Source organism: Streptomyces sp. GLSS-08, assembly GCF_056387915.1.
On record NZ_JBWJAQ010000011.1, the window covers coordinates 88,849 to 113,711 of the forward strand.

The window sequence follows — 24,863 nt, forward strand, 5'->3', positions numbered from 1 at the left end:
ATGCCCAGCCCCGAACGGCAGGCCACGGAATGGCTCCAGCACACTTACCGGGGTCTCGTCGAACTGGCTGATGCCCAGCCGGTGCACGAGTCGGCAACCGCCTGGCTCATGGGGTGCCGGACCGTGCAACAGCCGGGCTACCCGCAGACACCCATGCTTGCTGCATCGGTCGTACTCCCCAAAGACAACAGCTCCCCCTTCCACCCGTCGCCCAGCGACCCTCTCGGCGATCTGGAAGCGGCCTCCTCGCTCGATGCGGCCATCGCCCGCGTAGAGAACCAGGCGCGGCGGATCAATGCGCGCGGTTGTGTCGTCGCCCTGCATTCGGCGATCAACAAGAGTCCGTCGTCCCCTCTGGCCTGGCAGCCGTCGGACGAGGCTCCGGGCTGGTGGAGCAGGCTCGTCCGGAGGTACTTCCCGGAGTTCGAGCGGACACGCGCCGGCAGCTGGGACGAGATCGTCAAGGCGGTCGATGAGACCGGGCCCGACACCCGGGGCCTCGTATGGGTACGTCGTGAGATCAACGGCCAGGAAGCGACGGGCAACCTGGTCTATGCCCACAACAACAAGGGCCAGGTCGTCTTCCTCGATGGCCTGACTTCGTCACTTGCCCGACTCGATACCCAGTACGTGCGCGAGCTCGTGTTCGTCCGGGCCACTCCACAGGGGATCAGCCAGCGGCGTCGGCCCTGGGAACGAGAGGCCTACGACTTCGACTCGGCGCTGGCAAAGGGCCGGCTGTGGCTGGAGAGCACGTACGGAGGCCAGGTCGAGCTAGTAGCGCCCCAGGCGGAGGACGAGACCCGTCGAGGCTGGGTGTTCTCCTGCGACACCCGGCGGCACCTGCGGGAGGGCCATTGGCAGGACACCATGTTGGACGCGACGCTGGTCGTTCCCAAGGACACGGCCCCCCCCTTTGGTCTGCCGAATTCCGATCCATGGAACTGGCTGGCCCTCTGGGATGCCGGCGGAACTCCGGGCACTGGACCGTTCCCGCCGACGCCGGCGCCCGGCCGTGCCCGCTGGTTCGAGCCGACACTCGCCGAACTCGGGCCCGTCCTGTCGACCTCGGACCACGACGACTGGCAGTCGGCAGTCGGTGAACTCTCTGCATTGCCGGTGGGGTCTCGCGCCCTGATCTGGGTCCGCCGCACCGACGGCCGTGGCCGTGAGGCCGTGGGATGGCTGCTGAATGGGCTCACTACAGCGACGGGGGTCATGCTGTTCGACGGCTCCTCCGACCAGCCCGTGTCGTTCGACCCAACCGGCGTCCGCGCGCTGCACGTGATCCGGTACCGCTGAGGCAGACCGGAGCCGAGGCCTGCCGGTCGGAGATCAGTTTCCGCCGTACGTCGGTACTGCGCGCTGCCGCGGTTGGCGCCGTACCTCAGTCATCCGGATGCGGGCCGTCGGAGTTTGCGGGCCGTGACGGCCACCGCGGCCCCGCCAAGACACATCGCGACACCAACGCCGAGGCTGATCCGGAGGACGCCGTTGCTGCCATCGCCCTGGGCGGCGGCAGTAAAGGCATGGCCCTGCCGGGGAGCCTTGGCACCGTCGGCCTCGGACGCATGCGCAGGCGGGGACGTCCATGCCGCTGCGGCAAGATGTGGCAGCGGATGGACGTCCGCCGGGCCCGGGTCGCCGGGCCGCGCGGGCAACCACCACGTCACCCACCGCTCGCTCGCCGGACGGCAGAAGCCCTCCGAAGAGCCGCCGCGGCGGGCCCGGCAGGGAAATCATCGGCGGGACGGCCCGGCCCCTCGGTTCGGAGCCGGGGAAGCCGTCCGGTCGGCCTCGATGTCGAACTTGATCTGCTCGTCATCGACAGACGTGACGGTGACGGTCACACCCAAGGTGCTGCCGTCGCCCGCGGTCAGCTTGCAACGGGTGGTGGTGCCGACCTTCCCGACCAGGTCCTCAGGGCAATCGATGTCAGGCCTCGGCTGCCCGGTCGTGACAGCAAGCTGCTTCGCGACCTCAGCGGACAACTTGTCGGCGGACAGCTCGGGCTCGGACGCACCCACATCGACCGAGGCCGAACACCCGACGAGCAGCAGACCTGCGGCTGCGGCTGCGGCGGAGAGGCTCCGGAGCGCGAGGGGACGAACGGGGCGTGGCATCAGGGATCCCTTCGGGATGGCCGGTGACCGGCTCTGGGTGTAGGGCCGTTTCCGCTGTGGTGCAGTGCCGACCACCCTGCGGCGGGCCGTCGGCGCTTCCGGGCCGTCACCACCGCGGCGGTAACGGCGAGACAGACCCCGGCACCGATAATCAGGCGCTCCTGTAGTTGTCGCACCGACACGGCGGGGCTGGTGAAACGGAGTTCCTCCGAGCCGACGATCTTCCTCATCGACGCCATCCCCTTGGCGCCGAACAGGTCGTCGCAGGTCTTCCACTGGACTGGCGACTCGTCCTCCAACGAAGGCTCGCCGGAGGAGCAGCCCACCAGGAAGACCAGAGCCGCTGTCCCCGCACCCACGGCAAGCCGGTTACGTATCACACCCATGAGTCAGCTCACCGTATCCAGATCGCCGGCCAGCGATCTGCCGTCGTAGTACGAGCTCGGTAGCGCAAACCGGGACTTGCCGTATCGACGTCGATCGCCGAGTCCATCCGCCGGCCCCACCGGGGCCGTTGAGCGTCCGTACCCATGTATCGCCGTCCTGCTCGCCCCCAGCAGCAGGGGCTGGGCAGGCCCGCTGCGACGCCATCCCACTCGGCCACGCGACCGCCGGAATCCCCTCCGGCGGTCCGTCAGCAACTCTAACGGCCGGAGGTGACAGCTGACACTCGCCCCGTCGCAGCGAGCGATTGCGACCCAGGATCCCGCCGAAGCCCGCGAGGAAACGCAAAGAGGCCCGCACGACCGAAGTCGTGCGGGCCCCTTCAAGGAGCTCACGCTGGAGCTACCAGGCGTTCAAGCCCAACAGGTAAGTGAGTGCTTACTTGTTGATCTTGGTGACCTGGCCGGCGCCGACGGTCCGGCCACCCTCACGGATGGCGAACTTGAGGCCCTCCTCCATGGCGACGGGCTGGATGAGTTCGACCTTCATCTCAGTGTTGTCGCCCGGCATGACCATCTCCGTGCCCTCGGGGAGGGTCACAACACCGGTCACGTCAGTCGTACGGAAGTAGAACTGCGGACGGTAGTTGTTGAAGAACGGCGTGTGGCGGCCACCCTCGTCCTTGGACAGGATGTAGGCCTGCGCCTCGAACTCGGTGTGCGGGGTGACCGAGCCCGGCTTGATGATGACCTGGCCGCGCTCGACGTCCTCGCGCTTGATGCCACGGAGGAGCAGACCGACGTTCTCACCGGCCTGGCCCTCGTCGAGCAGCTTGCGGAACATCTCGATGCCCGTGACCGTGGTGGTGGTCTTGTCCTGCTTGATGCCCACGATGTCAACGGTCTCGTTGACCTTGAGGACACCACGCTCGATACGGCCGGTGACGACCGTACCGCGACCGGTGATCGTGAAGACGTCCTCGATCGGCATGAGGAACGGCTTGTCGACGTCACGCTCGGGCTGCGGGATGTTCTCGTCGACGGCCTTCATCAGGTCGAGGACGGACTGGCCCCACTCCTTGTCGCCCTCAAGGGCCTTGAGCGCCGAGACCTTGACGACCGGCAGGTCGTCGCCCGGGAACTCGTACTCGGAGAGGAGCTCACGAACCTCGAGCTCGACGAGCTCCAGGATCTCCTCGTCGTCCACCATGTCGGCCTTGTTCAGGGCGACGACGATGTAGGGAACACCGACCTGGCGGGCCAGGAGCACGTGCTCCTTGGTCTGCGGCATCGGGCCGTCGGTGGCGGCGACCACGAGGATGGCGCCGTCCATCTGCGCCGCACCCGTGATCATGTTCTTGATGTAGTCCGCGTGACCGGGGCAGTCGACGTGGGCGTAGTGACGCGTCTCGGTCTGGTACTCGACGTGCGCGATCGAGATGGTGATACCGCGCTGGCGCTCCTCGGGAGCCTTGTCGATCTGGTCGAAGGCCGAGGCCTCGTTCAGGTCCGGGTACGCGTCGTGCAGCACCTTGGTAATGGCGGCCGTGAGGGTCGTCTTACCGTGGTCAATGTGACCGATGGTGCCGATGTTGACGTGCGGCTTAGTCCGCTCGAACTTTGCCTTCGCCACTGAATCCTCCTGCGGAGTGGTTCTGGTACGCCTTACTCATCGGCGCCAGGTGATCTTTGCTGGGATGCCGCCCGCCGGGGTTCTCCCTTACCGGGGTGATCCCCGACGGTCGGTGTCAAGCCTAAAGCGTGCAAACGGGGTGCGTTACTCGCCCTTGGCCTTCGCGATGATCTCCTCGGCGACGTTCCGGGGAACCTCGGCGTAGGAGTCGAACTGCATCGAGTAGCTTGCGCGACCCGAAGTCTTGCTGCGGAGGTCGCCGACGTAGCCGAACATCTCCGAGAGGGGCACGAGGCCCTTCACGACGCGCGCACCGGCACGCTCCTCCATGGCCTGAATCTGGCCACGGCGGGAGTTGATGTCGCCGATGACCTCACCCATGTAGTCCTCGGGCGTGGTGACCTCGACGGCCATCATCGGCTCGAGCAGCACGGGGCTGGCCTTGCGCGCGGCCTCCTTGAAGGCCTGCGAACCGGCGATCTTGAACGCGAGCTCCGAGGAGTCGACCTCGTGGTAGGCACCGTCGAGAAGCGTGACGCGGACGCCCGTCATCTCGTACCCGGCGAGGATGCCGAACTGCATGGCCTCCTGCGCACCGGCGTCGACCGAAGGGATGTACTCCTTCGGGATACGACCACCGGTCACCTTGTTCACGAACTCGTACGAGGCGTCGCCGCCCTCGATGGGCTCGATCGCGATCTGCACCTTGGCGAACTGACCGGTACCACCGGTCTGCTTCTTGTGGGTGTAGTCCACACGCTCGACGGCCTTGCGGATCGTCTCACGGTAGGCGACCTGCGGCTTACCAACGTTGGCCTCGACCTTGAACTCACGGCGCATACGGTCGACCAGCACCTCGAGGTGCAGCTCGCCCATACCGCCGATGATGGTCTGGCCGGTCTCCTCGTCCGAGTGGACCTGGAAGGAGGGGTCCTCCTCCGCGAGACGCTGGATGGCGACACCCAGCTTCTCCTGGTCACCCTTGGACTTGGGCTCGATGGCGACCTGAATGACCGGCGCCGGGAAGTCCATGGACTCCAGGATGACCGGGTTCTTGTCGTCCGAAAGCGTCTCACCGGTGGTGGTCTGCTTCAGGCCCATGACGGCGACGATGTCGCCGGCGCCCACCGACTCGATCTCCTCACGCTTGTTCGCGTGCATGCGGTAGATCTTGCCGATGCGCTCCTTCTTGCCCTTGACGGAGTTCAGCACCGCGGTGCCGGACTCCAGGCGGCCCGAGTACACCCGGACGAAGGTGAGCTTGCCCAGGTGCGGGTCGCTCATGATCTTGAACGCGAGGGCGGACAGCGGCTCGTCCTCGGACGGCTTGCGCTTGACGACCAGCTCCGGGTCCTTCACGTCGTGGCCCTCGATGGCCTCGACGTCCAGGGGAGTCGGCAGGTAGCGCACGACCGCGTCGAGCAGGGGCTGAACGCCCTTGTTCTTGAACGCGGTGCCACAGAACACGGGCGTGACGGTGACGCCGTCACCCTTGCCGGACGCGATGGTAATGCGACGGATCGCGGCGTACAGCTGCTCCTCGGTGGGCTCCTGGCCCTCCAGGAACAGCTCCATGATCTCGTCGTCGTTCTCCGCGACGGTCTCGACCAGCTTGCCGCGGTACTCCTCGGCAGCCTCGGCGTGCGTGGCGGGGATGTCGACGACGTCGTACATCTCGCCCTTCGCCGCCTCGGCGGACCACACGAGCGCCTTCATGCGGACCAGGTCCACAACGCCCTTGAAGTCCATCTCGGCACCGATCGGCAGCTGCATGATGATCGGAACGGCACCGAGCCGGTCCTTGATCATGTCCACACAGCGGTGGAACTCGGCGCCGGTACGGTCCAGCTTGTTCACGAAGCAGATACGCGGCACGCCGTAACGGTCGGCCTGACGCCACACCGTCTCGGACTGCGGCTCGACACCCGCGACACCGTCGAACACCGTGACGGCACCGTCGAGGACGCGCAGCGAGCGCTCTACCTCGACCGTGAAGTCGACGTGCCCCGGGGTGTCGATGATGTTGATCGTGTAGTCGTTGTCCTCGAGCGGCCAGTGACAGGTGGTCGCAGCAGAGGTGATCGTGATGCCACGCTCCTGCTCCTGCTCCATCCAGTCCATGGTGGCAGCGCCGTCGTGGACCTCACCGATCTTGTAGCTGACGCCGGTGTAGAAGAGGATCCGCTCGGTGGTGGTCGTCTTGCCCGCGTCGATATGGGCCATGATCCCGATGTTGCGGACCTTGGCCAGGTCAAGTGAAGTGGTAGCCATAAGGCTTCAGTCTTCTCTCGGTCTCGATGTGGGTTGCGACTACCAGCGGTAGTGCGCGAAGGCCTTGTTGGACTCGGCCATCTTGTGGGTGTCCTCGCGCTTCTTCACAGCGGCACCAAGGCCGTTGGAGGCGTCGAGAAGCTCGTTGAGCAGACGCTCGGTCATGGTCTTCTCGCGACGGGCGCGGGAGTAACCGACCAGCCAGCGCAGCGCGAGCGTGTTGGCGCGACCGGGCTTGACCTCGATCGGAACCTGGTACGTCGCACCGCCGACACGGCGGGACTTGACCTCGAGGGTCGGCTTGATGTTCTCGAGAGCGCGCTTCAGCGTGATGACCGGGTCGCTGCCGGTCTTCTCGCGCAGACCCTCCATGGCGCCGTACACGATGCGCTCGGCGGTGGAGCGCTTGCCGTTCAGCAGCACCTTGTTGATCAGGGAGGTGACAAGAGGAGAACCGTAGACCGGGTCGATGATGACCGGGCGCTTCGGGGCGGGGCCCTTACGAGGCATTCTTACTTCTCCTTCTTGGCGCCGTAGCGGCTGCGGGCCTGCTTGCGGTTCTTGACACCCTGGGTGTCGAGCGAACCGCGGATGATCTTGTAACGAACACCAGGCAGGTCCTTCACACGGCCGCCGCGCACGAGCACGATGGAGTGCTCCTGCAGGTTGTGTCCCTCACCCGGAATGTAAGCGGTGACCTCGATCCCGCTGGTCAGACGCACACGCGCGACCTTACGCAGGGCCGAGTTCGGCTTCTTCGGGGTGGTCGTGAACACACGCGTGCAGACGCCGCGACGCTGGGGCGAACCCTCGAGTGCGGGCGTCTTGTTCTTCTCGACCTTGTCCTGCCGGCCCTTCCGGACCAGCTGCTGGATCGTAGGCACTACTTCTCCGGTTTCTGTGTGCCGAATGGTGAAGCTAACCTGGAACGCCACCGACCCACGCGGTCGGGTGTGTCGAATACTGCAGACTCCCGCCGCAAGGCGAGAAGGGCGCAGATTGCGGTGGCCGCTGACGGCTCCCCTTGCGGTTTGAAGGCACGCACGGGAGCCAGGGCACACCCCAGGCACAGGTCTGAGCGTACCTATCGCATCCACTCCGGTCAAAACAAATGGTCTCGCGCGGGACACGCCGGGGTCGCCACACGATCGGCACACCGCCGCAACACCTCCGAGCCGCGGCCCGCGTACGGCCCTGAGCAGCCCCAGAAGCCCCCCAGGGGACCGCAGGTCCGCGACGCACGCGGGGGTGCAACCGGACGACCGCACGGCCCCCAGCAGCCTGCCGAGCGCTCGTCACGCGCGGGTCGGCACCCCGGCCCCCGCCCCCCAGCGGGCCCGCTCCACTCCCCCGCACAGCGCGCCGCCCAGGCACCCCGCACACGCCGGCGGGCGGCCACCCCCGCAGGGATGGCCGCCCGCCGACAGACGTACGCCTTACTGGTTGTACGGACCGTAGTCGTAGTCCTCCAGCGGGACGGCCTGGCCGGAGCCCGTGCCGAACGGCGAGTAGTCGATGTCGTCGTAGCCGACGGCCGAGTACATCGCGGCCTTGGCCTCCTCGGTCGGCTCGACCCGGATGTTGCGGTAGCGGGACAGGCCCGTACCGGCCGGGATGAGCTTACCGATGATGACGTTCTCCTTGAGGCCGATCAGGGAGTCGGACTTGGCGTTGATCGCCGCGTCCGTCAGAACCCTGGTCGTCTCTTGGAAGGACGCCGCCGACAGCCACGACTCGGTGGCGAGCGAGGCCTTGGTGATACCCATCAACTGCGGACGGCCGGAGGCCGGGTGGCCGCCTTCCTGGACCACACGACGGTTCTCGGTCTCGAACTTGCCGCGCTCGACCAGCTCGCCCGGCAGCAGCTCCGCGTCGCCGGACTCGATGATCGTCACCCGGCGGAGCATCTGCCGGATGATGATCTCGATGTGCTTGTCGTGGATCGACACACCCTGCGAGTTGTAGACCTTCTGGACTTCGCCGACCAGGTGGACCTGGACCGCGCGCTGACCGAGGATCCGCAGCACGTCGTGCGGGTTGGTGGCACCCACGGTGAGCTTCTGGCCCACTCCGACGTGGTCGCCCTCGCCCACCAGCAGACGGGCACGCTTCGAGATCGGGAACGCCGTCTCGTCGCTGCCGTCGTCGGGAGTGATGACGATCTTCTTGGTCTTCTCCGTCTCCTCGATGCGGACACGGCCGTCCGCCTCGGAGATCGGGGCGACACCCTTCGGCGTACGAGCCTCGAAGAGCTCGACGACACGGGGCAGACCCTGGGTGATGTCGTCACCGGCCACACCACCGGTGTGGAAGGTACGCATCGTCAGCTGGGTACCGGGCTCACCGATGGACTGGGCGGCGATGATGCCGACCGCCTCACCGATGTCGACCAGCTTGCCGGTGGCCAGCGAGCGGCCGTAGCACATGGCGCAGGTACCGACGGCGGACTCGCAGGTCAGGACCGAGCGGGTCTTGACCTCCTCGATGCCGTGCTTGACCAGCTCGTCGATGAGGACGTCGCCCAGGTCGGTGTTGGCCGGGGCCAGCACCACGCCGTCGACGACGATGTCCTCGGCCAGCGCACGTGCGTACACGCTGGTCTCGACGTTGTCCGCCTTGCGCAGGACGCCGTCGGCGCCGCGCTCGGCGATCGCCAGGCGCAGACCGCGGTCGGTGCCGCAGTCCTCCTCGCGGATGATGACGTCCTGCGAGACGTCGACCAGACGACGGGTGAGGTAACCCGAGTCGGCGGTACGCAGAGCCGTGTCGGCCAGACCCTTACGGGCACCGTGCGTGGAGATGAAGTACTCCAGCACGGACAGGCCCTCACGGAAGGACGCCTTGATGGGACGCGGGATCGTCTCGTTCTTGGCGTTCGACACCAGACCACGCATACCGGCGATCTGACGCATCTGCATCATGTTTCCGCGGGCACCCGAGTCGACCATCATGAAGATGGGGTTCGTCTTCGGGAAGTTCGCGTTCATCGCCTCGGCGACCTCGTTGGTCGCCTTGGTCCAGATCGCGATGAGCTCCTGCGTGCGCTCGTCCTTGGTGATCAGACCGCGCTCGTACTGCTTCTGGACCTTCTCGTCCTGCGCCTCGTAGCCCTTGACGATCTCCTTCTTCGCCTCGGGAACGACGATGTCGGAGATGGCGACGGTGACGCCGGAGCGGGTCGCCCAGAAGAAGCCGGCCGCCTTCAGGTTGTCGAGCGTCGCCGCCACGATGACCTTGGGGTAGCGCTCGGCGAGGTCGTTGACGATCTCGGAGAGCTGCTTCTTGCCGACCTCGTAGTCGACGAACGGGTAGTCCTCGGGCAGCAGCTCGTTGAAGAGCGCGCGGCCCAGGGTCGTCCGCAGCCGGAAGGTGTCACCCTGCTGCCACTCGGGCTCGCCCTCCTCGCGGGCCGGCGGGGTCCAGCCGCGCGGCGGGATGGTGCCCACCGGGAAGCGGATGTCCACGCGGGACTGCAGCGAGAGCTCGCCGGCGTCGAACGCCATGATCGCCTCGGCGACGGACGCGAAGGAGCGCTCCTCGCCCTTGACGTCGCGCAGCTCGCCGTCCGTGGTCAGGAAGAACAGACCGAGGACCATGTCCTGGGTCGGCATCGTGACCGGGCGGCCGTCGGCGGGCTTGAGGATGTTGTTCGAGGACAGCATCAGGATGCGGGCCTCGGCCTGCGCCTCCGCGGAGAGCGGCAGGTGCACGGCCATCTGGTCACCGTCGAAGTCCGCGTTGAACGCGGTGCAGACGAGCGGGTGGATCTGGATGGCCTTGCCCTCGACCAGCTGCGGCTCGAAGGCCTGGATGCCGAGGCGGTGCAGCGTCGGCGCACGGTTCAGCAGAACCGGGTGCTCGGCGATGACCTCTTCCAGGACGTCGTACACGACCGTGCGGCCGCGCTCGACCATCCGCTTGGCGCTCTTGATGTTCTGCGCGTGGTTCAGGTCGACCAGGCGCTTCATCACGAACGGCTTGAAGAGCTCCAGCGCCATGGCCTTCGGCAGACCGCACTGGTGCAGCTTCAGCTGCGGACCGACGACGATGACGGAACGCGCGGAGTAGTCCACACGCTTGCCGAGCAGGTTCTGACGGAATCGGCCCTGCTTGCCCTTCAGCATGTCGCTGAGGGACTTCAGCGGGCGGTTACCGGGACCGGTGACCGGGCGACCACGACGACCGTTGTCGAACAGGGCGTCGACGGCCTCCTGGAGCATGCGCTTCTCGTTGTTCACGATGATCTCGGGGGCGCCGAGGTCGAGAAGCCGCTTCAGGCGGTTGTTGCGGTTGATCACGCGGCGGTACAGGTCGTTCAGGTCGGAGGTCGCGAAGCGGCCACCGTCCAGCTGCACCATCGGACGCAGGTCCGGCGGGATGACCGGCACGCAGTCGAGGACCATGCCCTTGGGGCTGTTGGAGGTCTGCAGGAAGGCAGACACCACCTTCAGCCGCTTCAGCGCACGGGTCTTCTTCTGGCCCTTGCCGGTGCGGATGATCTCGCGGAGGCGCTCGGCCTCCTCGTCCAGGTCGAAGGACTCCAGGCGCTTCTGCAGCGCCGCGGCACCCATCGAACCGTCGAAGTACGTGCCGAAGCGGTCACGCAGCTCGCGGTAGAGGAGCTCGTCGCCCTCCAGGTCCTGGACCTTGAGGTTCTTGAACCGGGTCCACACCTCGTCGAGACGGTCGATCTCGCGCTGCGCACGGTCGCGCAGCTGCTTCATCTCGCGCTCGGCGCCCTCGCGCACCTTGCGGCGCACGTCGGCCTTCGCACCCTCGGCCTCGAGCTCGGCCAGGTCGGTCTCGAGCTTCTTGGCGCGGGCCTCGAGGTCGGCGTCGCGACGGTTCTCGACCTGCTGACGCTCGACGGAGACGTGCGCCTCCAGCGAGGGCAGGTCACGCGTGCGGCGCTCCTCGTCCACGTACGTGATCATGTACGCGGCGAAGTAGATGACCTTCTCGAGGTCCTTCGGGGCCAGGTCGAGCAGGTAGCCCAGGCGCGACGGGACGCCCTTGAAGTACCAGATGTGGGTGACGGGAGCGGCAAGCTCGATGTGGCCCATCCGCTCACGACGCACCTTGGCGCGAGTGACCTCGACGCCGCAGCGCTCACAGATGATGCCCTTGAAGCGGACGCGCTTGTACTTGCCGCAGTAGCACTCCCAGTCCCGGGTCGGACCGAAGATCTTCTCGCAGAAGAGTCCGTCCTTCTCGGGCTTGAGCGTGCGGTAGTTGATGGTCTCGGGCTTCTTGACCTCGCCGTGGCTCCACTGACGGATGTCGTCAGCGGTTGCCAGACCGATCCGGAGCTCATCGAAGAAGTTGACGTCGAGCACTATGCGTCAATCCCTCTCAGGGTTGTAAGTCTTAGGGGTCTGAAACGGGGGTCCTGGGGCCGGCCGGGGCTCATCGCTGAGCCCCGGGCCGGACTCCCGTCAGACCTCTTCGACGCTGCTCGGCTCGCGCCGGGACAGGTCGATGCCGAGCTCTTCCGCAGCGCGGAAGACGTCCTCGTCGGTGTCGCGCATCTCGATGGACATGCCGTCCGAGGACAGCACCTCCACGTTGAGGCACAGGGACTGCATCTCCTTGATGAGCACCTTGAAGGACTCGGGGATGCCGGGCTCGGGGATGTTCTCGCCCTTGACGATGGCCTCGTAGACCTTCACGCGGCCGGTCACGTCGTCGGACTTGATGGTCAGCAGTTCCTGGAGGGCGTACGCGGCGCCGTATGCCTCCAGCGCCCACACCTCCATCTCACCGAAGCGCTGGCCACCGAACTGGGCCTTACCACCCAGCGGCTGCTGGGTGATCATCGAGTACGGACCGGTCGACCGGGCGTGCAGCTTGTCGTCGACCAGGTGGTGGAGCTTGAGGATGTACATGTAGCCGACCGAGATCGGCTCCGGGAACGGCTCGCCGGAGCGGCCGTCGAACAGCCTCGCCTTGCCGGACGGGAGCACCATGCGCTCGCCGTCGCGGTTCGGGATGGTGTGCTGCAGCAGACCCGCGAGCTCGTCCTCGCGCGCACCGTCGAAGACGGGGGTCGCGACGTTCGTGCCCGGGTCGACCTGGTCGGCACCGATGGCCTGCAGGCGCTGCGCCCACTCCTCGCCGAGCCCGGAGACGTCCCAGCCGCGGCTGGCGAGCCAGCCGAGGTGGATCTCCAGGACCTGTCCCGGGTTCATTCGGGACGGGACACCCAGCGGGTTGAGGATGATGTCGACCGGGGTGCCGTCCTCCAGGAACGGCATGTCCTCGATCGGCAGGATCTTGGAGATGACGCCCTTGTTGCCGTGACGGCCGGCGAGCTTGTCACCGTCGGTGATCTTGCGCTTCTGCGCCACGTACACGCGCACCAGCTGGTTCACACCGGGGGGAAGCTCGTCGCCCTCCTCGCGGTCGAAGACGCGGACGCCGATGACCTTGCCGATCTCGCCGTGCGGCACCTTCAGCGAGGTGTCGCGCACCTCGCGCGCCTTCTCACCGAAGATCGCGCGGAGCAGGCGCTCCTCGGGGGTCAGCTCGGTCTCGCCCTTGGGCGTGACCTTGCCGACGAGGATGTCGCCGGCGACGACCTCGGCACCGATACGGATGATGCCGCGCTCGTCGAGGTCGGCGAGGACCTCCTCGGAGACGTTCGGGATGTCCCGGGTGATCTCCTCGGGGCCGAGCTTGGTGTCACGGGCGTCGACCTCGTGCTCCTCGATGTGGATCGAGGAGAGGACGTCGTCCTGCACGAGGCGCTGCGACAGGATGATCGCGTCCTCGTAGTTGTGACCCTCCCACGGCATGAACGCCACGAGCAGGTTCTTGCCGAGCGCCATCTCGCCGTTCTCGGTCGCCGGGCCGTCGGCCAGGACCTGTCCGGCGATGATCCGGGCGCCCTCGTCCACGACAACCTTCTGGTTGACCGAGGTGCCCTGGTTCGAGCGCGAGAACTTCGCGAGGCGGTACGTGGTGTACGTGCCGTCGTCGTTGGCGGTGGTGATGTAGTCCGCGGAGACCTCCTGGACCACACCGTCCTTCTCCGACTTCAGGACGTCACCGGCGTCGACCGCGCAGCGGTACTCCATGCCGGTGCCGACCAGCGGCGCCTCGGACTTGATCAGCGGTACGGCCTGACGCATCATGTTCGCGCCCATGAGGGCACGGTTGGCGTCGTCGTGCTCGAGGAACGGGATCATGGCGGTCGCGACCGACACCATCTGGCGCGGCGAGACGTCCATGTAGTCGACGTCGTCGCCCGGGATGTAGTCGATCTCGCCGCCACGGCGGCGGACGAGGACGCGGGACTCCTCGAAGCGCATGTCATCGGAGAGGATCGCGTTCGCCTGGGCGATGACGAAGCGGTCTTCCTCGTCGGCGGTCAGGTAGTCGACGTCGTCGGTGACGACACCCTCGACGACCTTGCGGTACGGGGTCTCGACGAACCCGAACGCGTTGACCCGGCCGTAGGAGGCGAGCGAGCCGATCAGACCGATGTTCGGGCCTTCGGGGGTCTCGATCGGGCACATGCGGCCGTAGTGCGAGGGGTGCACGTCACGGACCTCGAAGCCGGCCCGCTCACGCGACAGACCACCGGGACCCAGAGCCGAGAGACGACGCTTGTGCGTCAGACCCGACAGCGGGTTGTTCTGGTCCATGAACTGCGAGAGCTGGCTGGTGCCGAAGAACTCCTTGATGGAGGCGACGACCGGCCGGATGTTGATCAGGGTCTGGGGCGTGATCGCCTCGACGTCCTGGGTGGTCATCCGCTCGCGGACGACGCGCTCCATACGAGCCAGACCCGTGCGGACCTGGTTCTGGATGAGCTCGCCGACGTTGCGCAGACGACGGTTGCCGAAGTGGTCGATGTCGTCGGTCTCGACGACGATCGAGGTGCCGTTGTCACCGACGGTCTCGGTCTCACCGGCGTGCAGCTTCACCAGGTACTTGATCGTCGAGATGATGTCCTCGACGGTCAGGACGCCGGCGTCCAGCGGGGCTTCGCCGCCGAGCTTCTTGTTCACCTTGTAGCGGCCGACCTTGGCGAGGTCGTAGCGCTTGGGGTTGAAGTAGAGGTTCTCGAGCAGGGTCTGCGCGGCCTCACGGGTCGGCGGCTCGCCCGGACGCAGCTTGCGGTAGATGTCCAGGAGCGCGTCGTCCTGGCCCTGGGTGTGGTCCTTCTCCAGGGTGGCGCGCATGGACTCGTACTCGCCGAACTCCTCGAGGATCTGCTCGGTCGTCCAGCCGAGAGCCTTCAGGAGAACGGTCACGGACTGCTTGCGCTTGCGGTCGATGCGGACACCGACCATGTCGCGCTTGTCGATCTCCATCTCCAGCCAGGCACCCCGGGAGGGGATCACCTTGGCCGAGAAGATGTCCTTGTCGGACGTCTTGTCGATGGAGGAGTCGAAGTAGACACCCGGCGAGCGGACCAGCTGGGACACCACGACACGCTCGGTGCCGTTGATGACGAAGGTGCCCTTGTTGGTCATGAGCGGGAAGTCGCCCATGAAGACCGTCTGGGACTTGATCTCGCCGGTCTCGTTGTTGGTGAACTCGGCGGTGACGAAGAGCGGGGCCGCGAACGTGAAGTCGCGCTCCTTGCACTCGTCGATGGAGTTCTTGGGAGGCTCGAAGCGGTGGTCGCGGAAGGTCAGCGACATCGACCCGGAGAAGTCCTCGATCGGGGAGATCTCCTCGAAGATCTCCTCCAGACCGGACTTGGTGGGGACGTCCTGTCCGTTGTCCAGAGCCGCCTCGACACGAGCCTTCCACGCGTCGTTGCCGAGCAGCCAGTCGAAGCTCTCGGTTTGCAGCGCAAGAAGGTTCGGAACCTCGAGGGGCTCCTTGATCTTTGCAAAGGAGATGCGCAGCGGGGCGGTGCTGGCGCCGTTGTTCGTATTCGCGGTCGAGGCAGTGCGCGAGGCGGCCAAGAGGGGGTCCTTCCGAGGGCTCGGACTCACTACGCGCGTACCGGTCCCCGGCTGGTGCACCGGGACGGACCTTCCTCATTCGGCTGGGAGACCAGCTCAGAGGTGATTCGATCATCGGTGCTCAAGCGAGGGCATGCCCCTGGTGACGGGCAGGGGGCAGCTAACAGGCAGCGCAAAGGGTCAGTGTAGCCACTAGGCTCACTGATGTCCAGTGCGGGTTTTTGAAGACCCTCGTTGCTCTCAACCCCTGCTGCAAGCCATGCCCTCGATGCACATCGATACTGCCCTCTTCGCCGTCGATCCATGCCTCGGATCCGGATCGTTGTGACGACGCGTCCTGAGAATTGCGCGCTCCGTGCGGTTCGTCAAGGCCCCCCAGGCCCGAACAGGGTGCTGCCCACGTCACTCGCCGCCCGCCCCTGGGTCCGCCGGAGGCACGACGAAGATCACCATACTCGTCGCGACCGGCGGCGCAAGGCAGCCGCTCGGGGACCCCCCTGAACGCCGAAGAGCGACCACCCAAGTGGGTGATCGCTCTTCGGTGCGTCGGCGTTACAGCGCTACGTGAGCGGCTGTGTCGGCGCGCGTGACCCCCTCGCGGGACTCGTGGTGTTACTTGACCTCGACGGAGGCGCCGGCGCCCTTGAGGGACTCGGCGGCCTTCTCGGCGGCGTCCTTGGCGACCTTCTCGAGGACCGGCTTCGGAGCACCGTCCACGAGGTCCTTGGCCTCCTTCAGACCCAGGGAGGTCAGCTCACGCACGACCTTGATGACCTGGATCTTCTTCTCGCCGGCACCCGTGAGGATGACGTCGAACTCGTCCTGCTCGGCCTCGGCCTCGGCCGGGGCGCCGGCAACCGGGCCACCGGCGACGGCGACCGGGGCGGCGGCGGTGACGTCGAACTTCTCCTCGAAGGCCTTCACGAACTCGGCGAGCTCGATGAGGGTGAGGTTCTCGAACTGCGCGAGCAGCTCTTCCTGGGACAGCTTCGCCATGATGGCGTCCTTCCACTAATTCGGCAGGTGCCGGATGTACTGGTGAGGCGGGCGTACGTTCGGCCCGCTGCGACCGTCGCCCTCAGGCGGCGGTCAATGCGCGAGCCGAATTACTCGGCACCGCCCTGCTCGGCCTGCTTGGCACGAAGCGCCTCCGCGGTGCGGACGAACTTCGAGGGAAGCGCCTGGAAGAGCGCGGCAGTCTGGGACTGCTTGCCCTTCATGGCACCCGCCAGCTTGGCGAGCAGAACCTCGCGGGACTCGAGGTCCGCAAGCTTCTTGATCTCGTCGGCGGACAGCGCCTTGCCGTCAAGGACACCGCCCTTGATGACGAGGTTGGGGTTGTCCTTGGCGAAGTCACGAAGACCCTTCGCCGACGTCACCGGGTCACCGGTGATGAAGGCAACCGCCGTCGGACCGTTGAACAGGTCGTCGAGCTGGTTGATCCCGGCCTCGTTGGCCGCGATCTTGGTCAGCGTGTTCTTCACCACGGCGTACTGGGCGTCTTCACCGAGCGAACGACGCAGCGTCTTGAGCTGCGCCACGGTGAGACCCCGGTACTCGGTCAGCACGGCGGCATTCGAGCTGCGGAACTGGTCCGCGAGCTCGGCTACCGCGGCAGCCTTGTCGGGCCTTGCCATAAGCGTGGCCTCCTTCCGGGTGATGAGGACCGCTCAGAAGAGGCCGACAAAACAAAACGCCCCGGCGCAGGCGCAGGGGCGTGGCTCTACCTTTTGTCCGCAAGCGAACTCCGGGGAGCACATCCACAGTCACCTACGCGGGTCGTCCGCAGTTTCAGCGGATCCTTCGGCCACCGCACTCCCTCACGAGCGCACGGCAACGACCAGCGGTCTTTGGCTTCTCCGGAAGAGTACGCGAACGGATCGCCGTCGAGCAAATCCGCCCGGAAGGCCCCCGTCCGGGCTCCGGTGTCCCCGCTTCCGCGAGGGTTCCGGTTCGCCCGGCACGGGTGCTCCGCAGGCGCGTGACCTGGCGCTCAGCCCTCCTGGGCGTCCCGCAGGGTCTCGGCCAGGTCGACCGTGTCCCCGGCGGCCGGTGCGCGCACCGTCACCGGCTTGTCGAAGTCGAGGAAGGTGATCGTCATGTCGAGCGGGCCCTTGTCGGCGGCGCCCCGCATCCGGAACTGCTTGGTGTGCTCGTCCGGGTCGACCCACATGTCCATCGTGAGCTTGTCGATGCCCATGGCCTCGTACTGCTCAAGGCTCTTCTCCCGCGACTTGCGGGTGGCCTTGTCCTCGCCCTTGAGGGAGTCACGGAACTCGTCGAGGGTGACCGTGCCCTTGTAGTGGGTGGTCTCGACGCCGTCCACCTTCTCGGTGCCGACCTTCTTCACGTCCTTCGAGCCGGTCAGGAAGGTCGACTCCTGGGCCGGGTTCTTCTTGACCTGGTCCTCCATGCCGGAGGCGTTGACACCGGAGGAGCCGCCGTTCTTGTCCAGGCCGCCGAACTTGATCCAGTGCTTGCCGTCCATCTCCTTGGCGGCAGCGGCACCCCCGCCCATGTACAGCGCGCCGTCGACGAACCGGAGCTCCACCTTCCCGGTGTCGGTCCCCGCGTCGAGCGCCGACATCTTCATGCTCATGGCCATCGGCTTCATGCTCATCGACGCCTCGGCCTCGACCCGGCCCTGCTCCGGGACCTTGCCGGTCATCCGGTACCGCAGGGACGTGATGTCCTCGGTGTTCTTCGCGGCCTCGGCCACGGCGGCCGCGGGCGCCATCGACGGCGACTGCCCGGCCTGGCTGTCGCTCTTGGAACAGGCGACGGCGCTCGTGCCGAACGCGAGGACGGCGAGCGCCACGCCCAGCGTCCGACGTCGTGCGGCTGTGCGTACAGCGGTCTTCATAATTCCCCCAGGAAACGTCGAGCAGGTTCACAGCAAGGTCGTGAGCCTATCCCGGCCACTCACGGCGGTCCCGCGAGTTCTCAGGGGGTCTCGGGGTCGACCAGGTCCGCGAAGTCGACGGTGTCGTCGGCGGGCGGCGGCTCGGGAGTGGCGACGCGGGTGCCGTAGTCCGCGTAGTACGCCGTGGTCACCAGGGCGCCCGAGGAGGTCTCCCCGCGCTCGGACCGCTTCACCAGCAGGCCTCCGGCGTCGACCCAGATGTCGACCCTCTCCTCGCGGACGCCGGCCTCGGTGAACCACTTCTCGAGGCCGGCGACCTCGGCACGGGTGAGCCCCGGGCGGGGGGCGCCCAGTGCGGCGACGGTCACCGTGCCCGAGTAGTGCGTGGTGCGGGTGCCGCGGACCTGCTCCGTGCCGACCTCGCGGGTGTCGGGAGCCGCCAGCAGCAGCTCGACCGACTGCGCCGGGGTGAAGTTCGCGGAGGCGTCGTAGCCGTACTTGATCCAGTGCCTGCCGCGGCCGGAGACGGTGGCGAACCTGTCGCTCATCTTCGCGTAGTAGGTGTCGGAGACGAAGCGGGCCGGGGTGGACACGTTGCCCATCTCCCGCATGGTCGTGGCCCAGCTGCCCCCGGTGTACGTGATGGTCAGGGTGCCGGAGAGGCCGTCGGACCAGCCGAGGACGCCCTTGGACCGCGTGGCGACCATGTCTCCCCGGGTCGCCGAGCAGTCGACGCGCGCCGAACCCGCCTCGCGGGTGCGGCTGCGGACCTCGCTCAGCGTCCTGGTGACGGCGGTGCGGGCCGCGGCCTCCCGGGGGTCGTCCGTGCGCGGGGGCTTCCTCCCCGCGGGGTCCGCCGGACCGCACCCGCTCAGCGCGCCGCTCAGCACACCGATCACGGCCAACGGCAGGCCCGCGCGCCGCAGTACGGTGCTGATCATGTCCCCCACCCCTGAGCGATGACTGTGATCCGCACGCTAGCGCAGCCCACCGGCACAGATGCCCTGATCGCGTGTCCCGGGGGGCGGCCGCGGGGACGGAAGACGGACGGGCCCCGCACCTCGAAAGGTGCGGGGCCCGTCCTTGGTTCGCGTGCGCGACGCGGCTACCGGAGTGAGCGGGAGGCTCAGACGGAGGCCGGGTCCTCCTCGACGAGGAGGTTGCGGGTGCGGTTCGGGTCGATGGGAACGCCGGGGCCGATCGTGGTGCTGATCGCGGCCTTCTTGATGTAGCGACCCTTGGCGGCCGACGGCTTCAGACGAAGGATCTCGTCCAGCGCGGCGCCGTAGTTCTCCACCAGCTGGGTGTCGTCGAAGGACGCCTTGCCGATGATGAAGTGCAGGTTCGAGTGCTTGTCGACGCGGAACTCGATCTTGCCGCCCTTGATCTCGGTCACGGCCTTGGCCACGTCCGGGGTCACGGTGCCGGTCTTCGGGTTCGGCATCAGACCACGCGGGCCGAGGACACGGCCCAGGCGGCCGACCTTGCCCATGAGGTCGGGGGTGGCGACGACGGCGTCGAAGTCCAGACGGCCCTTCGCCACCTCGTCGATGAGCTCGTCGGAGCCGACGATGTCGGCGCCCGCGGCAGTCGCGGCCTCGGCACGGTCACCGGTCGCGAAGACCAGGACCCGGGCGGTCTTACCGGTGCCGTGCGGGAGGTTCACGGTGCCACGGACCATCTGGTCGGCCTTGCGCGGGTCGACACCCAGGCGGAAGGCGACCTCGACGGTGCCGTCGAACTTGCTCGTGGAGGTCTCCTTGGCGAGACGGACGGCCTCGAGCGGGGCGTAGAGCTTGTCCCGGTCGATCTTGGCGTCCGCAGCGCGGAGAGACTTGCTGCGCTTGCTCACTACTGCTCCTGTGTTCTCTGAGGAGTCGTGGTCCGGGCCGAGCAGGCCCTTCCACGGTTCAAGACTTACGAGGTGGGGTTCAGCCCTCGACCGTGATGCCCATGGAACGGGCGGTGCCGGCGATGATCTTCGACGCGGCGTCCAGGTCGTTGGCGTTCAGGTCGGGCATCTTCGTGGTGGCGATCTCGCGGACCTGCGCCTGGGTGATCTTGGCGACCTTGGTCTTGTGCGGCTCGCCGGAGCCCTTCTCCACGCCCGCGGCCTTGAGGATCATCTTCGCGGCCGGCGGCGTCTTGGTGATGAAGGTGAAGGAGCGGTCTTCGTAGACCGTGATCTCCACCGGGATCACCCAGCCACGCTGCGACTCGGTCGCGGCGTTGTAGGCCTTGCAGAACTCCATGATGTTGACGCCGTGCTGGCCCAGCGCGGGGCCGACAGGCGGAGCCGGGTTGGCGGCGCCGGCCTGGATCTGGAGCTTGATGAGCCCCGTGACCTTCTTCTTCTTGGGAGGCATTCCGGGTCCTCTTTCGTTTTCGCCTTCCTACGTCCGAGTCGCCCCAGACGGCTGCCTCGACCGGACCAATGATCCGTATGGAGGCATACCGCACAACGATAACGGGTATCTGTGCGCGGCCAAAAACCGAGCAGGTCAGACCGGCTGCGAGCGCCTGTCTGACCTGGTCGGAGGCATCTGTTCCAGAAGGGCTAGTTCTTCTGGATCTGGTCGAAGGAGAGCTCGACCGGGGTCTCGCGACCGAAGATCTCGACGAGGCCCTTGACCTTCTTCGAGTCGGCGTTGATCTCGTTGATCGTCGCCTGCAGCGTCGCGAACGGGCCGTCGGTGACCGTGACCGAGTCGCCGACCTCGAAGTCCAGCACCTGGACTTCGAGCTTGCGGGCCGGAGCCGGCTTGCCCTCGGCCTCGGCGGCCTCGCGGGCGGCCTTCTCCTCCGCCTCCGGGGCGAGCATCTTGACGATCTCGTCCAGGGTCAGCGGGTACGGGTCGTAGGCGTTGCCCACGAAGCCGGTGACGCCGGGGGTGTTGCGGACGACGCCCCAGGACTCGTTCGTCAGGTCCATGCGCACCAGCACGTAGCCGGGGAGCTTGTTCTGACGGATGGTCTTGCGCTCGCCGTTCTTGATCTGCGCGACCTCTTCCTGCGGCACCTCGGCCTGGAAGATGAAGTCCTCGACGTTCAGCGAGACGGCGCGCTGCTCGAGGTTGGTCTTCACGCGGTTCTCGTAACCGGCGTACGTGTGGATGACGTACCACTCGCCGGGCAGGGCGCGGAGTTCCTCACGCAGAGCGGTGACGGGGTCGACCGGCTCGGCCTCTTCCTCGGCGTCCTCGGTGACGGCCTCGTCGGAGGCGGCGTCGTCCTCGTTGGACTCGTCGTCCGCGGCGGGCTCGTCGTCCGCGGCGGGCTCGTCGTCCGCGGCGGGCTCGTCGTCCGCGGTGGACTCGTCGGAATCGTCCTCGACGCTCAGAGCCGCTTCCTCGGCGGGCTCGCCCGCCTCGGCGTCGGCAGCCTCGGCCTGGTCCGGGTCCTCGGCGTCCGCCGCCTCAACGATGTCGAGCTCGTCCTCAGCGGACTCGACCGACTCGGTGGCGTCGTTCAGGTTCGGGTCAGACACGGTGGCTGCTTCTTCCTGGATACATGGGGGTGGAACACGCGAAAGGGGCGCCGGTGACGGCGCCCTTCGCTCTTGGCTCAGCCGAAGACGTACTTGGCGGCGTGATCGAGTCCATAGTCAATCACGGTGACCAGACCGATCATGATGATGACGAAGACGATCACTACGGTCGTGTACGTCGTCAGCTGATGGCGGGACGGCCAGACGACCTTGCGGAGCTCCGCGACGATCTGGCGGTAGAAGAGGGCAAGGCGCTTCAGCGGGCCCTTCTTGGCACGCTTTCCGCCCTTGCGGGTCTTCTTCTTGGACTCCGGCGCCTCGTCCTGGGCATCAGGCATGTCGATGGAGCCCACGGCGTCCGTCACTCGTCCTCACCTGATTCCGGGTCGTGGCCGCGCCGCGCCCGGTTGAGCCGCACGGCGGTGCAAAGCAGTACGTACATGCGCACACATCCTGGCGAAGGAGTGTGTAGCAGGGCCGGAGGGACTTGAACCCCCAACCGCTGGTTTTGGAGACCAGTGCTCTACCAATTGAGCTACGACCCTTTGGTTCCCCCAACGTACCGCATCCGCCCGGGTGCTCGGTGTGCACCTGGAGGGCGCGGCCGGTGAAGGCCAACGAGGTGAGAGTGTACGTGCTCGGCGGCCGGTCGTCGAACAGAAGGTGTCCGTACGGGCTTTGTCCGTGGTCGATCCGCGGGTGTTCAGTCTGTGAAACCCGCGTACCCGGGACGTTTCCGGTCTGAAACTATGGGCGCCATGAGCGCTGCAACCCCTCCCACCGAGCGCCGGGTCTCCGCCCGGATCGGTGCGATCTCCGAGTCCGCCACCCTCGCCGTGGACGCCAAGGCGAAGGCCCTCAAGGCCGCCGGGCGTCCGGTGATCGGCTTCGGCGCCGGTGAGCCCGACTTCCCGACCCCGGACTACATCGTCGAAGCCGCCGTCGAGGCGTGCAAGAACCCGAAGTACCACCGCTACACGCCGGCGGGCGGTCTGCCCGAGCTGAAGGCCGCGATCGCCGCGAAGACGCTGCGCGACTCCGGCTACGAGCCGGACGTCTCCGAGGTCCTCGTGACCAACGGCGGCAAGCAGGCCATCTACGAGGCCTTCGCCGCGATCCTCGACCCGGGCGACGAGGTCATCGTCCCGGCGCCGTACTGGACGACCTACCCGGAGTCGATCCGGCTCGCAGGTGGCGTGCCGGTCGAGGTGGTCGCCGACGAGACCACCGGCTACCGCGTCTCGGTCGAGCAGCTGGAGGCCGCCCGCACGGAGAAGACCAAGGTCGTCCTCTTCGTCTCGCCCTCGAACCCCACCGGCGCGGTCTACACCGAGGCCGAGACCGAGGCCATCGGCCGCTGGGCCGTCGAGCACGGCCTGTGGGTGCTCACCGACGAGATCTACGAGCACCTGGTCTACGGGGACGCGGTCTCCGTGTCGCTGCCGGCCCTGCTGCCGGAGCTGCGCGACAAGTGCATCGTCGTCAACGGCGTCGCCAAGACCTACGCGATGACCGGCTGGCGCGTGGGCTGGATCATCGGCCCCAAGGACGTCGTCAAGGCCGCGACCAACCTGCAGTCGCACGCCACGTCGAATGTCTCCAACGTGGCCCAGGTCGCCGCGCTGGCCGCCGTGTCGGGCGACCTGGAGGCGGTCGCGAAGATGCGTGAGGCCTTCGACCGGCGCCGCAAGACCATCGTGCGCATGCTGAACGAGATCCACGGCGTGCTCTGCCCGGTGCCGGAGGGTGCTTTCTACGCGTACCCGTCGGTGAAGGCGCTGCTCGGCAAGGAGATCCGCGGCAGGCGCCCCCGGAACACGGTCGAGCTGGCCGCGCTCATCCTGGAGGAGGCGGAGGTCGCGGTCGTCCCGGGCGAGGCCTTCGGCACCCCGGGTTACCTGCGTCTGTCGTACGCGCTGGGTGACGACGACCTGGCCGAGGGTGTCTCGCGGATCCAGAAGCTGCTGGCGGAGGCTCGCGACTGACACGGTCGTACGCCGTCAGGGGCGTCGTTCTCCTTTTCGCGCTCCACGCGCGTGTGCGGGCCGTCCTCCTCCGGGAGGGCGGTCCGCTTCTTCGTTCGGGCAAGACCACGATCAGGGAAAACGCTACCGGCGGGGCATTCCCGTGCGGCAGGATCCTGGGATGGAGCGTGTACGTGATCTCTCTGAACTGCCCAAGGCCCATCTGCACCTGCACTTCACGGGGTCCATGCGCCCCAGCACGTTGCTCGAGCTGGCCGACAGGCACGGTGTCCGGCTGCCGGACGCGCTGACCGGCGCGGAGCCGCCGCAGCTGCGGGCGACCGACGAGCGGGGCTGGTTCCGTTTCCAGCGGCTGTACGACGCGGCCCGGTCGTGCCTGCAGGATCCCGAGGACATCCGGCGTCTGGTGCGCGAGGCCGCCGAGGAGGACCTGAAGGACGGCTCGGGGTGGCTGGAGATCCAGGTCGACCCGACGTCGTACGCGCCTCGCCTGGGCGGGCTCATCCCGGCCATGGAGGTCATCCTGGACGCGGTGGACTCGGCCGTGCGGGAGACCGGCCTCGGGATGCGGGTCGTGGTGGCCGCGAACCGGATGAAGCACCCGCTGGACGCCCGCACGCTGGCCCGCCTGGCGGTGCGGTACGCGGACCGCGGCATCGTCGGCTTCGGGCTCTCCAACGACGAACGGCGAGGCATGGCGCGGGACTTCGACCGGGCCTTCGCGATCGCGCGCGAGGGCGGGCTGCTGTCGGCGCCGCACGGCGGCGAGCTCGCCGGGCCCTCGTCGGTGCGGGACTGCCTGGACGACCTGCACGCCACGCGGATCGGGCACGGGGTGCGGGCCGCCGACGACCCTCGGCTGATGAAGCGGCTGGCGGACCGCCAGGTGACCTGCGAGGTCTGCCCGGCGTCCAACGTCGCCCTCGGTGTCTACGAGAAGCCCGAGGACGTACCCCTGAGGACTCTGTTCGAAGCCGGGGTCCCGATGGCCCTCGGGGCGGACGACCCGCTCCTGTTCGGCTCGCGTCTCGCCGCGCAGTACGAGATCGCCCGCCGCCACCACGGCTTCAGCGACGCGGAACTGGCCGAGCTGGCCCGGCAGTCCATCCGCGCCTCGGCCGCCCCGGAGGACGTCCGCGCGAAGCTGCTGTCCGGCGTCGACGACTGGCTCGCCTCGTGAGGCCCTTCGGCCCGGTC

18 protein-coding genes and 1 tRNA gene are annotated in these 24,863 nt (G+C 67.3%); 3 read left to right on the top strand and 16 right to left on the bottom strand.

Annotation, left to right across the window (positions count from 1 at the left end; translation table 11 throughout):
* Nucleotides 1–1,302, top strand: a complete 1,302-nt coding sequence (locus tag AC0ZLC_RS20825) for a YrhB domain-containing protein (RefSeq protein ID WP_476753460.1) — start codon at nucleotides 1–3, stop codon at nucleotides 1,300–1,302.
* Nucleotides 1,303–1,739: 437 nt separating this feature from the next.
* Here AC0ZLC_RS20825 and AC0ZLC_RS20830 read toward each other — a convergent pair whose 3' ends face one another.
* The 16 genes from AC0ZLC_RS20830 to AC0ZLC_RS20905 form a co-directional block, all read right to left on the bottom strand.
* A complete protein-coding gene (locus AC0ZLC_RS20830) occupies nucleotides 1,740–2,123 on the bottom strand; it encodes a DUF4333 domain-containing protein (RefSeq protein WP_476753461.1) in 384 nt (127 codons plus the stop codon).
* Between the two features lie 822 nt (nucleotides 2,124–2,945).
* Nucleotides 2,946–4,139, bottom strand: coding sequence for an elongation factor Tu (gene tuf / locus AC0ZLC_RS20835; RefSeq protein ID WP_358852968.1), 1,194 nt, complete (start codon nucleotides 4,137–4,139; stop codon nucleotides 2,946–2,948).
* Nucleotides 4,140–4,283: 144 nt separating this feature from the next.
* The gene (gene fusA, locus AC0ZLC_RS20840) at nucleotides 4,284–6,410 is read right to left on the bottom strand and encodes an elongation factor G (protein WP_358852969.1); all 2,127 of its coding nucleotides are present in this window, start codon (nucleotides 6,408–6,410) and stop codon (nucleotides 4,284–4,286) included.
* 39 nt (nucleotides 6,411–6,449) lie between these two features.
* On the bottom strand, nucleotides 6,450–6,920 hold the full coding sequence (gene rpsG / locus AC0ZLC_RS20845; RefSeq protein WP_476753462.1) for a 30S ribosomal protein S7: 471 nt from the start codon (nucleotides 6,918–6,920) through the stop codon (nucleotides 6,450–6,452).
* A gap of 2 nt (nucleotides 6,921–6,922) precedes the next feature.
* A complete protein-coding gene (gene rpsL, locus AC0ZLC_RS20850) occupies nucleotides 6,923–7,294 on the bottom strand; it encodes a 30S ribosomal protein S12 (RefSeq protein WP_003948652.1) in 372 nt (123 codons plus the stop codon).
* 552 nt (nucleotides 7,295–7,846) lie between these two features.
* Nucleotides 7,847–11,746: a DNA-directed RNA polymerase subunit beta' gene (locus AC0ZLC_RS20855; protein WP_476753463.1), complete on the bottom strand. Its 3,900-nt coding sequence runs from the start codon at nucleotides 11,744–11,746 to the stop codon at nucleotides 7,847–7,849.
* Nucleotides 11,747–11,845: 99 nt separating this feature from the next.
* Nucleotides 11,846–15,331: a DNA-directed RNA polymerase subunit beta gene (gene rpoB, locus AC0ZLC_RS20860; protein WP_476753464.1), complete on the bottom strand. Its 3,486-nt coding sequence runs from the start codon at nucleotides 15,329–15,331 to the stop codon at nucleotides 11,846–11,848.
* 612 nt (nucleotides 15,332–15,943) lie between these two features.
* Nucleotides 15,944–16,327, bottom strand: a complete 384-nt coding sequence (rplL, locus tag AC0ZLC_RS20865; protein WP_358852972.1) for a 50S ribosomal protein L7/L12 — start codon at nucleotides 16,325–16,327, stop codon at nucleotides 15,944–15,946.
* A gap of 110 nt (nucleotides 16,328–16,437) precedes the next feature.
* Nucleotides 16,438–16,968, bottom strand: a complete 531-nt coding sequence (gene rplJ / locus AC0ZLC_RS20870) for a 50S ribosomal protein L10 (protein ID WP_358852973.1) — start codon at nucleotides 16,966–16,968, stop codon at nucleotides 16,438–16,440.
* 356 nt (nucleotides 16,969–17,324) lie between these two features.
* Nucleotides 17,325–18,194 carry an SCO4651 family lipoprotein gene (locus AC0ZLC_RS20875; RefSeq protein WP_476753465.1) on the bottom strand — a complete coding sequence of 290 codons (870 nt, stop codon included), beginning with the start codon at nucleotides 18,192–18,194 and terminating at the stop codon, nucleotides 17,325–17,327.
* Between the two features lie 80 nt (nucleotides 18,195–18,274).
* Nucleotides 18,275–19,135, bottom strand: coding sequence for an SCO4651 family lipoprotein (locus AC0ZLC_RS20880; RefSeq protein WP_476753466.1), 861 nt, complete (start codon nucleotides 19,133–19,135; stop codon nucleotides 18,275–18,277).
* A 185-nt stretch (nucleotides 19,136–19,320) separates the two neighbouring features.
* The gene (gene rplA, locus AC0ZLC_RS20885; RefSeq protein WP_476753467.1) at nucleotides 19,321–20,046 is read right to left on the bottom strand and encodes a 50S ribosomal protein L1; all 726 of its coding nucleotides are present in this window, start codon (nucleotides 20,044–20,046) and stop codon (nucleotides 19,321–19,323) included.
* A gap of 79 nt (nucleotides 20,047–20,125) precedes the next feature.
* On the bottom strand, nucleotides 20,126–20,560 hold the full coding sequence (gene rplK / locus AC0ZLC_RS20890; RefSeq protein ID WP_030359033.1) for a 50S ribosomal protein L11: 435 nt from the start codon (nucleotides 20,558–20,560) through the stop codon (nucleotides 20,126–20,128).
* A gap of 191 nt (nucleotides 20,561–20,751) precedes the next feature.
* The gene (gene nusG, locus AC0ZLC_RS20895; RefSeq protein WP_476753468.1) at nucleotides 20,752–21,681 is read right to left on the bottom strand and encodes a transcription termination/antitermination protein NusG; all 930 of its coding nucleotides are present in this window, start codon (nucleotides 21,679–21,681) and stop codon (nucleotides 20,752–20,754) included.
* Between the two features lie 77 nt (nucleotides 21,682–21,758).
* Nucleotides 21,759–22,046, bottom strand: coding sequence for a preprotein translocase subunit SecE (gene secE, locus AC0ZLC_RS20900; protein ID WP_358852978.1), 288 nt, complete (start codon nucleotides 22,044–22,046; stop codon nucleotides 21,759–21,761).
* Between the two features lie 107 nt (nucleotides 22,047–22,153).
* A tRNA-Trp gene (locus tag AC0ZLC_RS20905) sits at nucleotides 22,154–22,226 on the bottom strand.
* 213 nt (nucleotides 22,227–22,439) lie between these two features.
* On the opposite strand from AC0ZLC_RS20905, the gene AC0ZLC_RS20910 reads away from it, so the two are divergent.
* Nucleotides 22,440–23,666 carry a pyridoxal phosphate-dependent aminotransferase gene (locus tag AC0ZLC_RS20910; RefSeq protein ID WP_476753469.1) on the top strand — a complete coding sequence of 409 codons (1,227 nt, stop codon included), beginning with the start codon at nucleotides 22,440–22,442 and terminating at the stop codon, nucleotides 23,664–23,666.
* Nucleotides 23,667–23,826: 160 nt separating this feature from the next.
* Complete coding sequence (locus tag AC0ZLC_RS20915) at nucleotides 23,827–24,846, top strand: adenosine deaminase (protein ID WP_476753470.1); 1,020 nt, start codon at nucleotides 23,827–23,829, stop codon at nucleotides 24,844–24,846.
* The last annotated feature ends 17 nt before the right edge of the window (nucleotides 24,847–24,863 follow it).

Excerpts from the sequence above, each read along its gene's own strand:
- AC0ZLC_RS20825 (WP_476753460.1), top strand. The coding sequence starts at position 1 with ATGCCCAGCCCCGAACGGCAGGCCACGGAATGGCTCCAGCACACTTAC.
- AC0ZLC_RS20830 (WP_476753461.1), bottom strand. The coding sequence starts at position 2,123 with ATGCCACGCCCCGTTCGTCCCCTCGCGCTCCGGAGCCTCTCCGCCGCA.
- fusA (WP_358852969.1), bottom strand. The coding sequence starts at position 6,410 with ATGGCTACCACTTCACTTGACCTGGCCAAGGTCCGCAACATCGGGATC.
- rpsG (WP_476753462.1), bottom strand. The coding sequence starts at position 6,920 with ATGCCTCGTAAGGGCCCCGCCCCGAAGCGCCCGGTCATCATCGACCCG.
- rplL (WP_358852972.1), bottom strand. The coding sequence starts at position 16,327 with ATGGCGAAGCTGTCCCAGGAAGAGCTGCTCGCGCAGTTCGAGAACCTC.
- rplJ (WP_358852973.1), bottom strand. The coding sequence starts at position 16,968 with ATGGCAAGGCCCGACAAGGCTGCCGCGGTAGCCGAGCTCGCGGACCAG.
- AC0ZLC_RS20875 (WP_476753465.1), bottom strand. The coding sequence starts at position 18,194 with ATGAAGACCGCTGTACGCACAGCCGCACGACGTCGGACGCTGGGCGTG.
- AC0ZLC_RS20880 (WP_476753466.1), bottom strand. The coding sequence starts at position 19,135 with ATGATCAGCACCGTACTGCGGCGCGCGGGCCTGCCGTTGGCCGTGATC.
- rplK (WP_030359033.1), bottom strand. The coding sequence starts at position 20,560 with ATGCCTCCCAAGAAGAAGAAGGTCACGGGGCTCATCAAGCTCCAGATC.
- AC0ZLC_RS20910 (WP_476753469.1), top strand. The coding sequence starts at position 22,440 with ATGAGCGCTGCAACCCCTCCCACCGAGCGCCGGGTCTCCGCCCGGATC.
- AC0ZLC_RS20915 (WP_476753470.1), top strand. The coding sequence starts at position 23,827 with ATGGAGCGTGTACGTGATCTCTCTGAACTGCCCAAGGCCCATCTGCAC.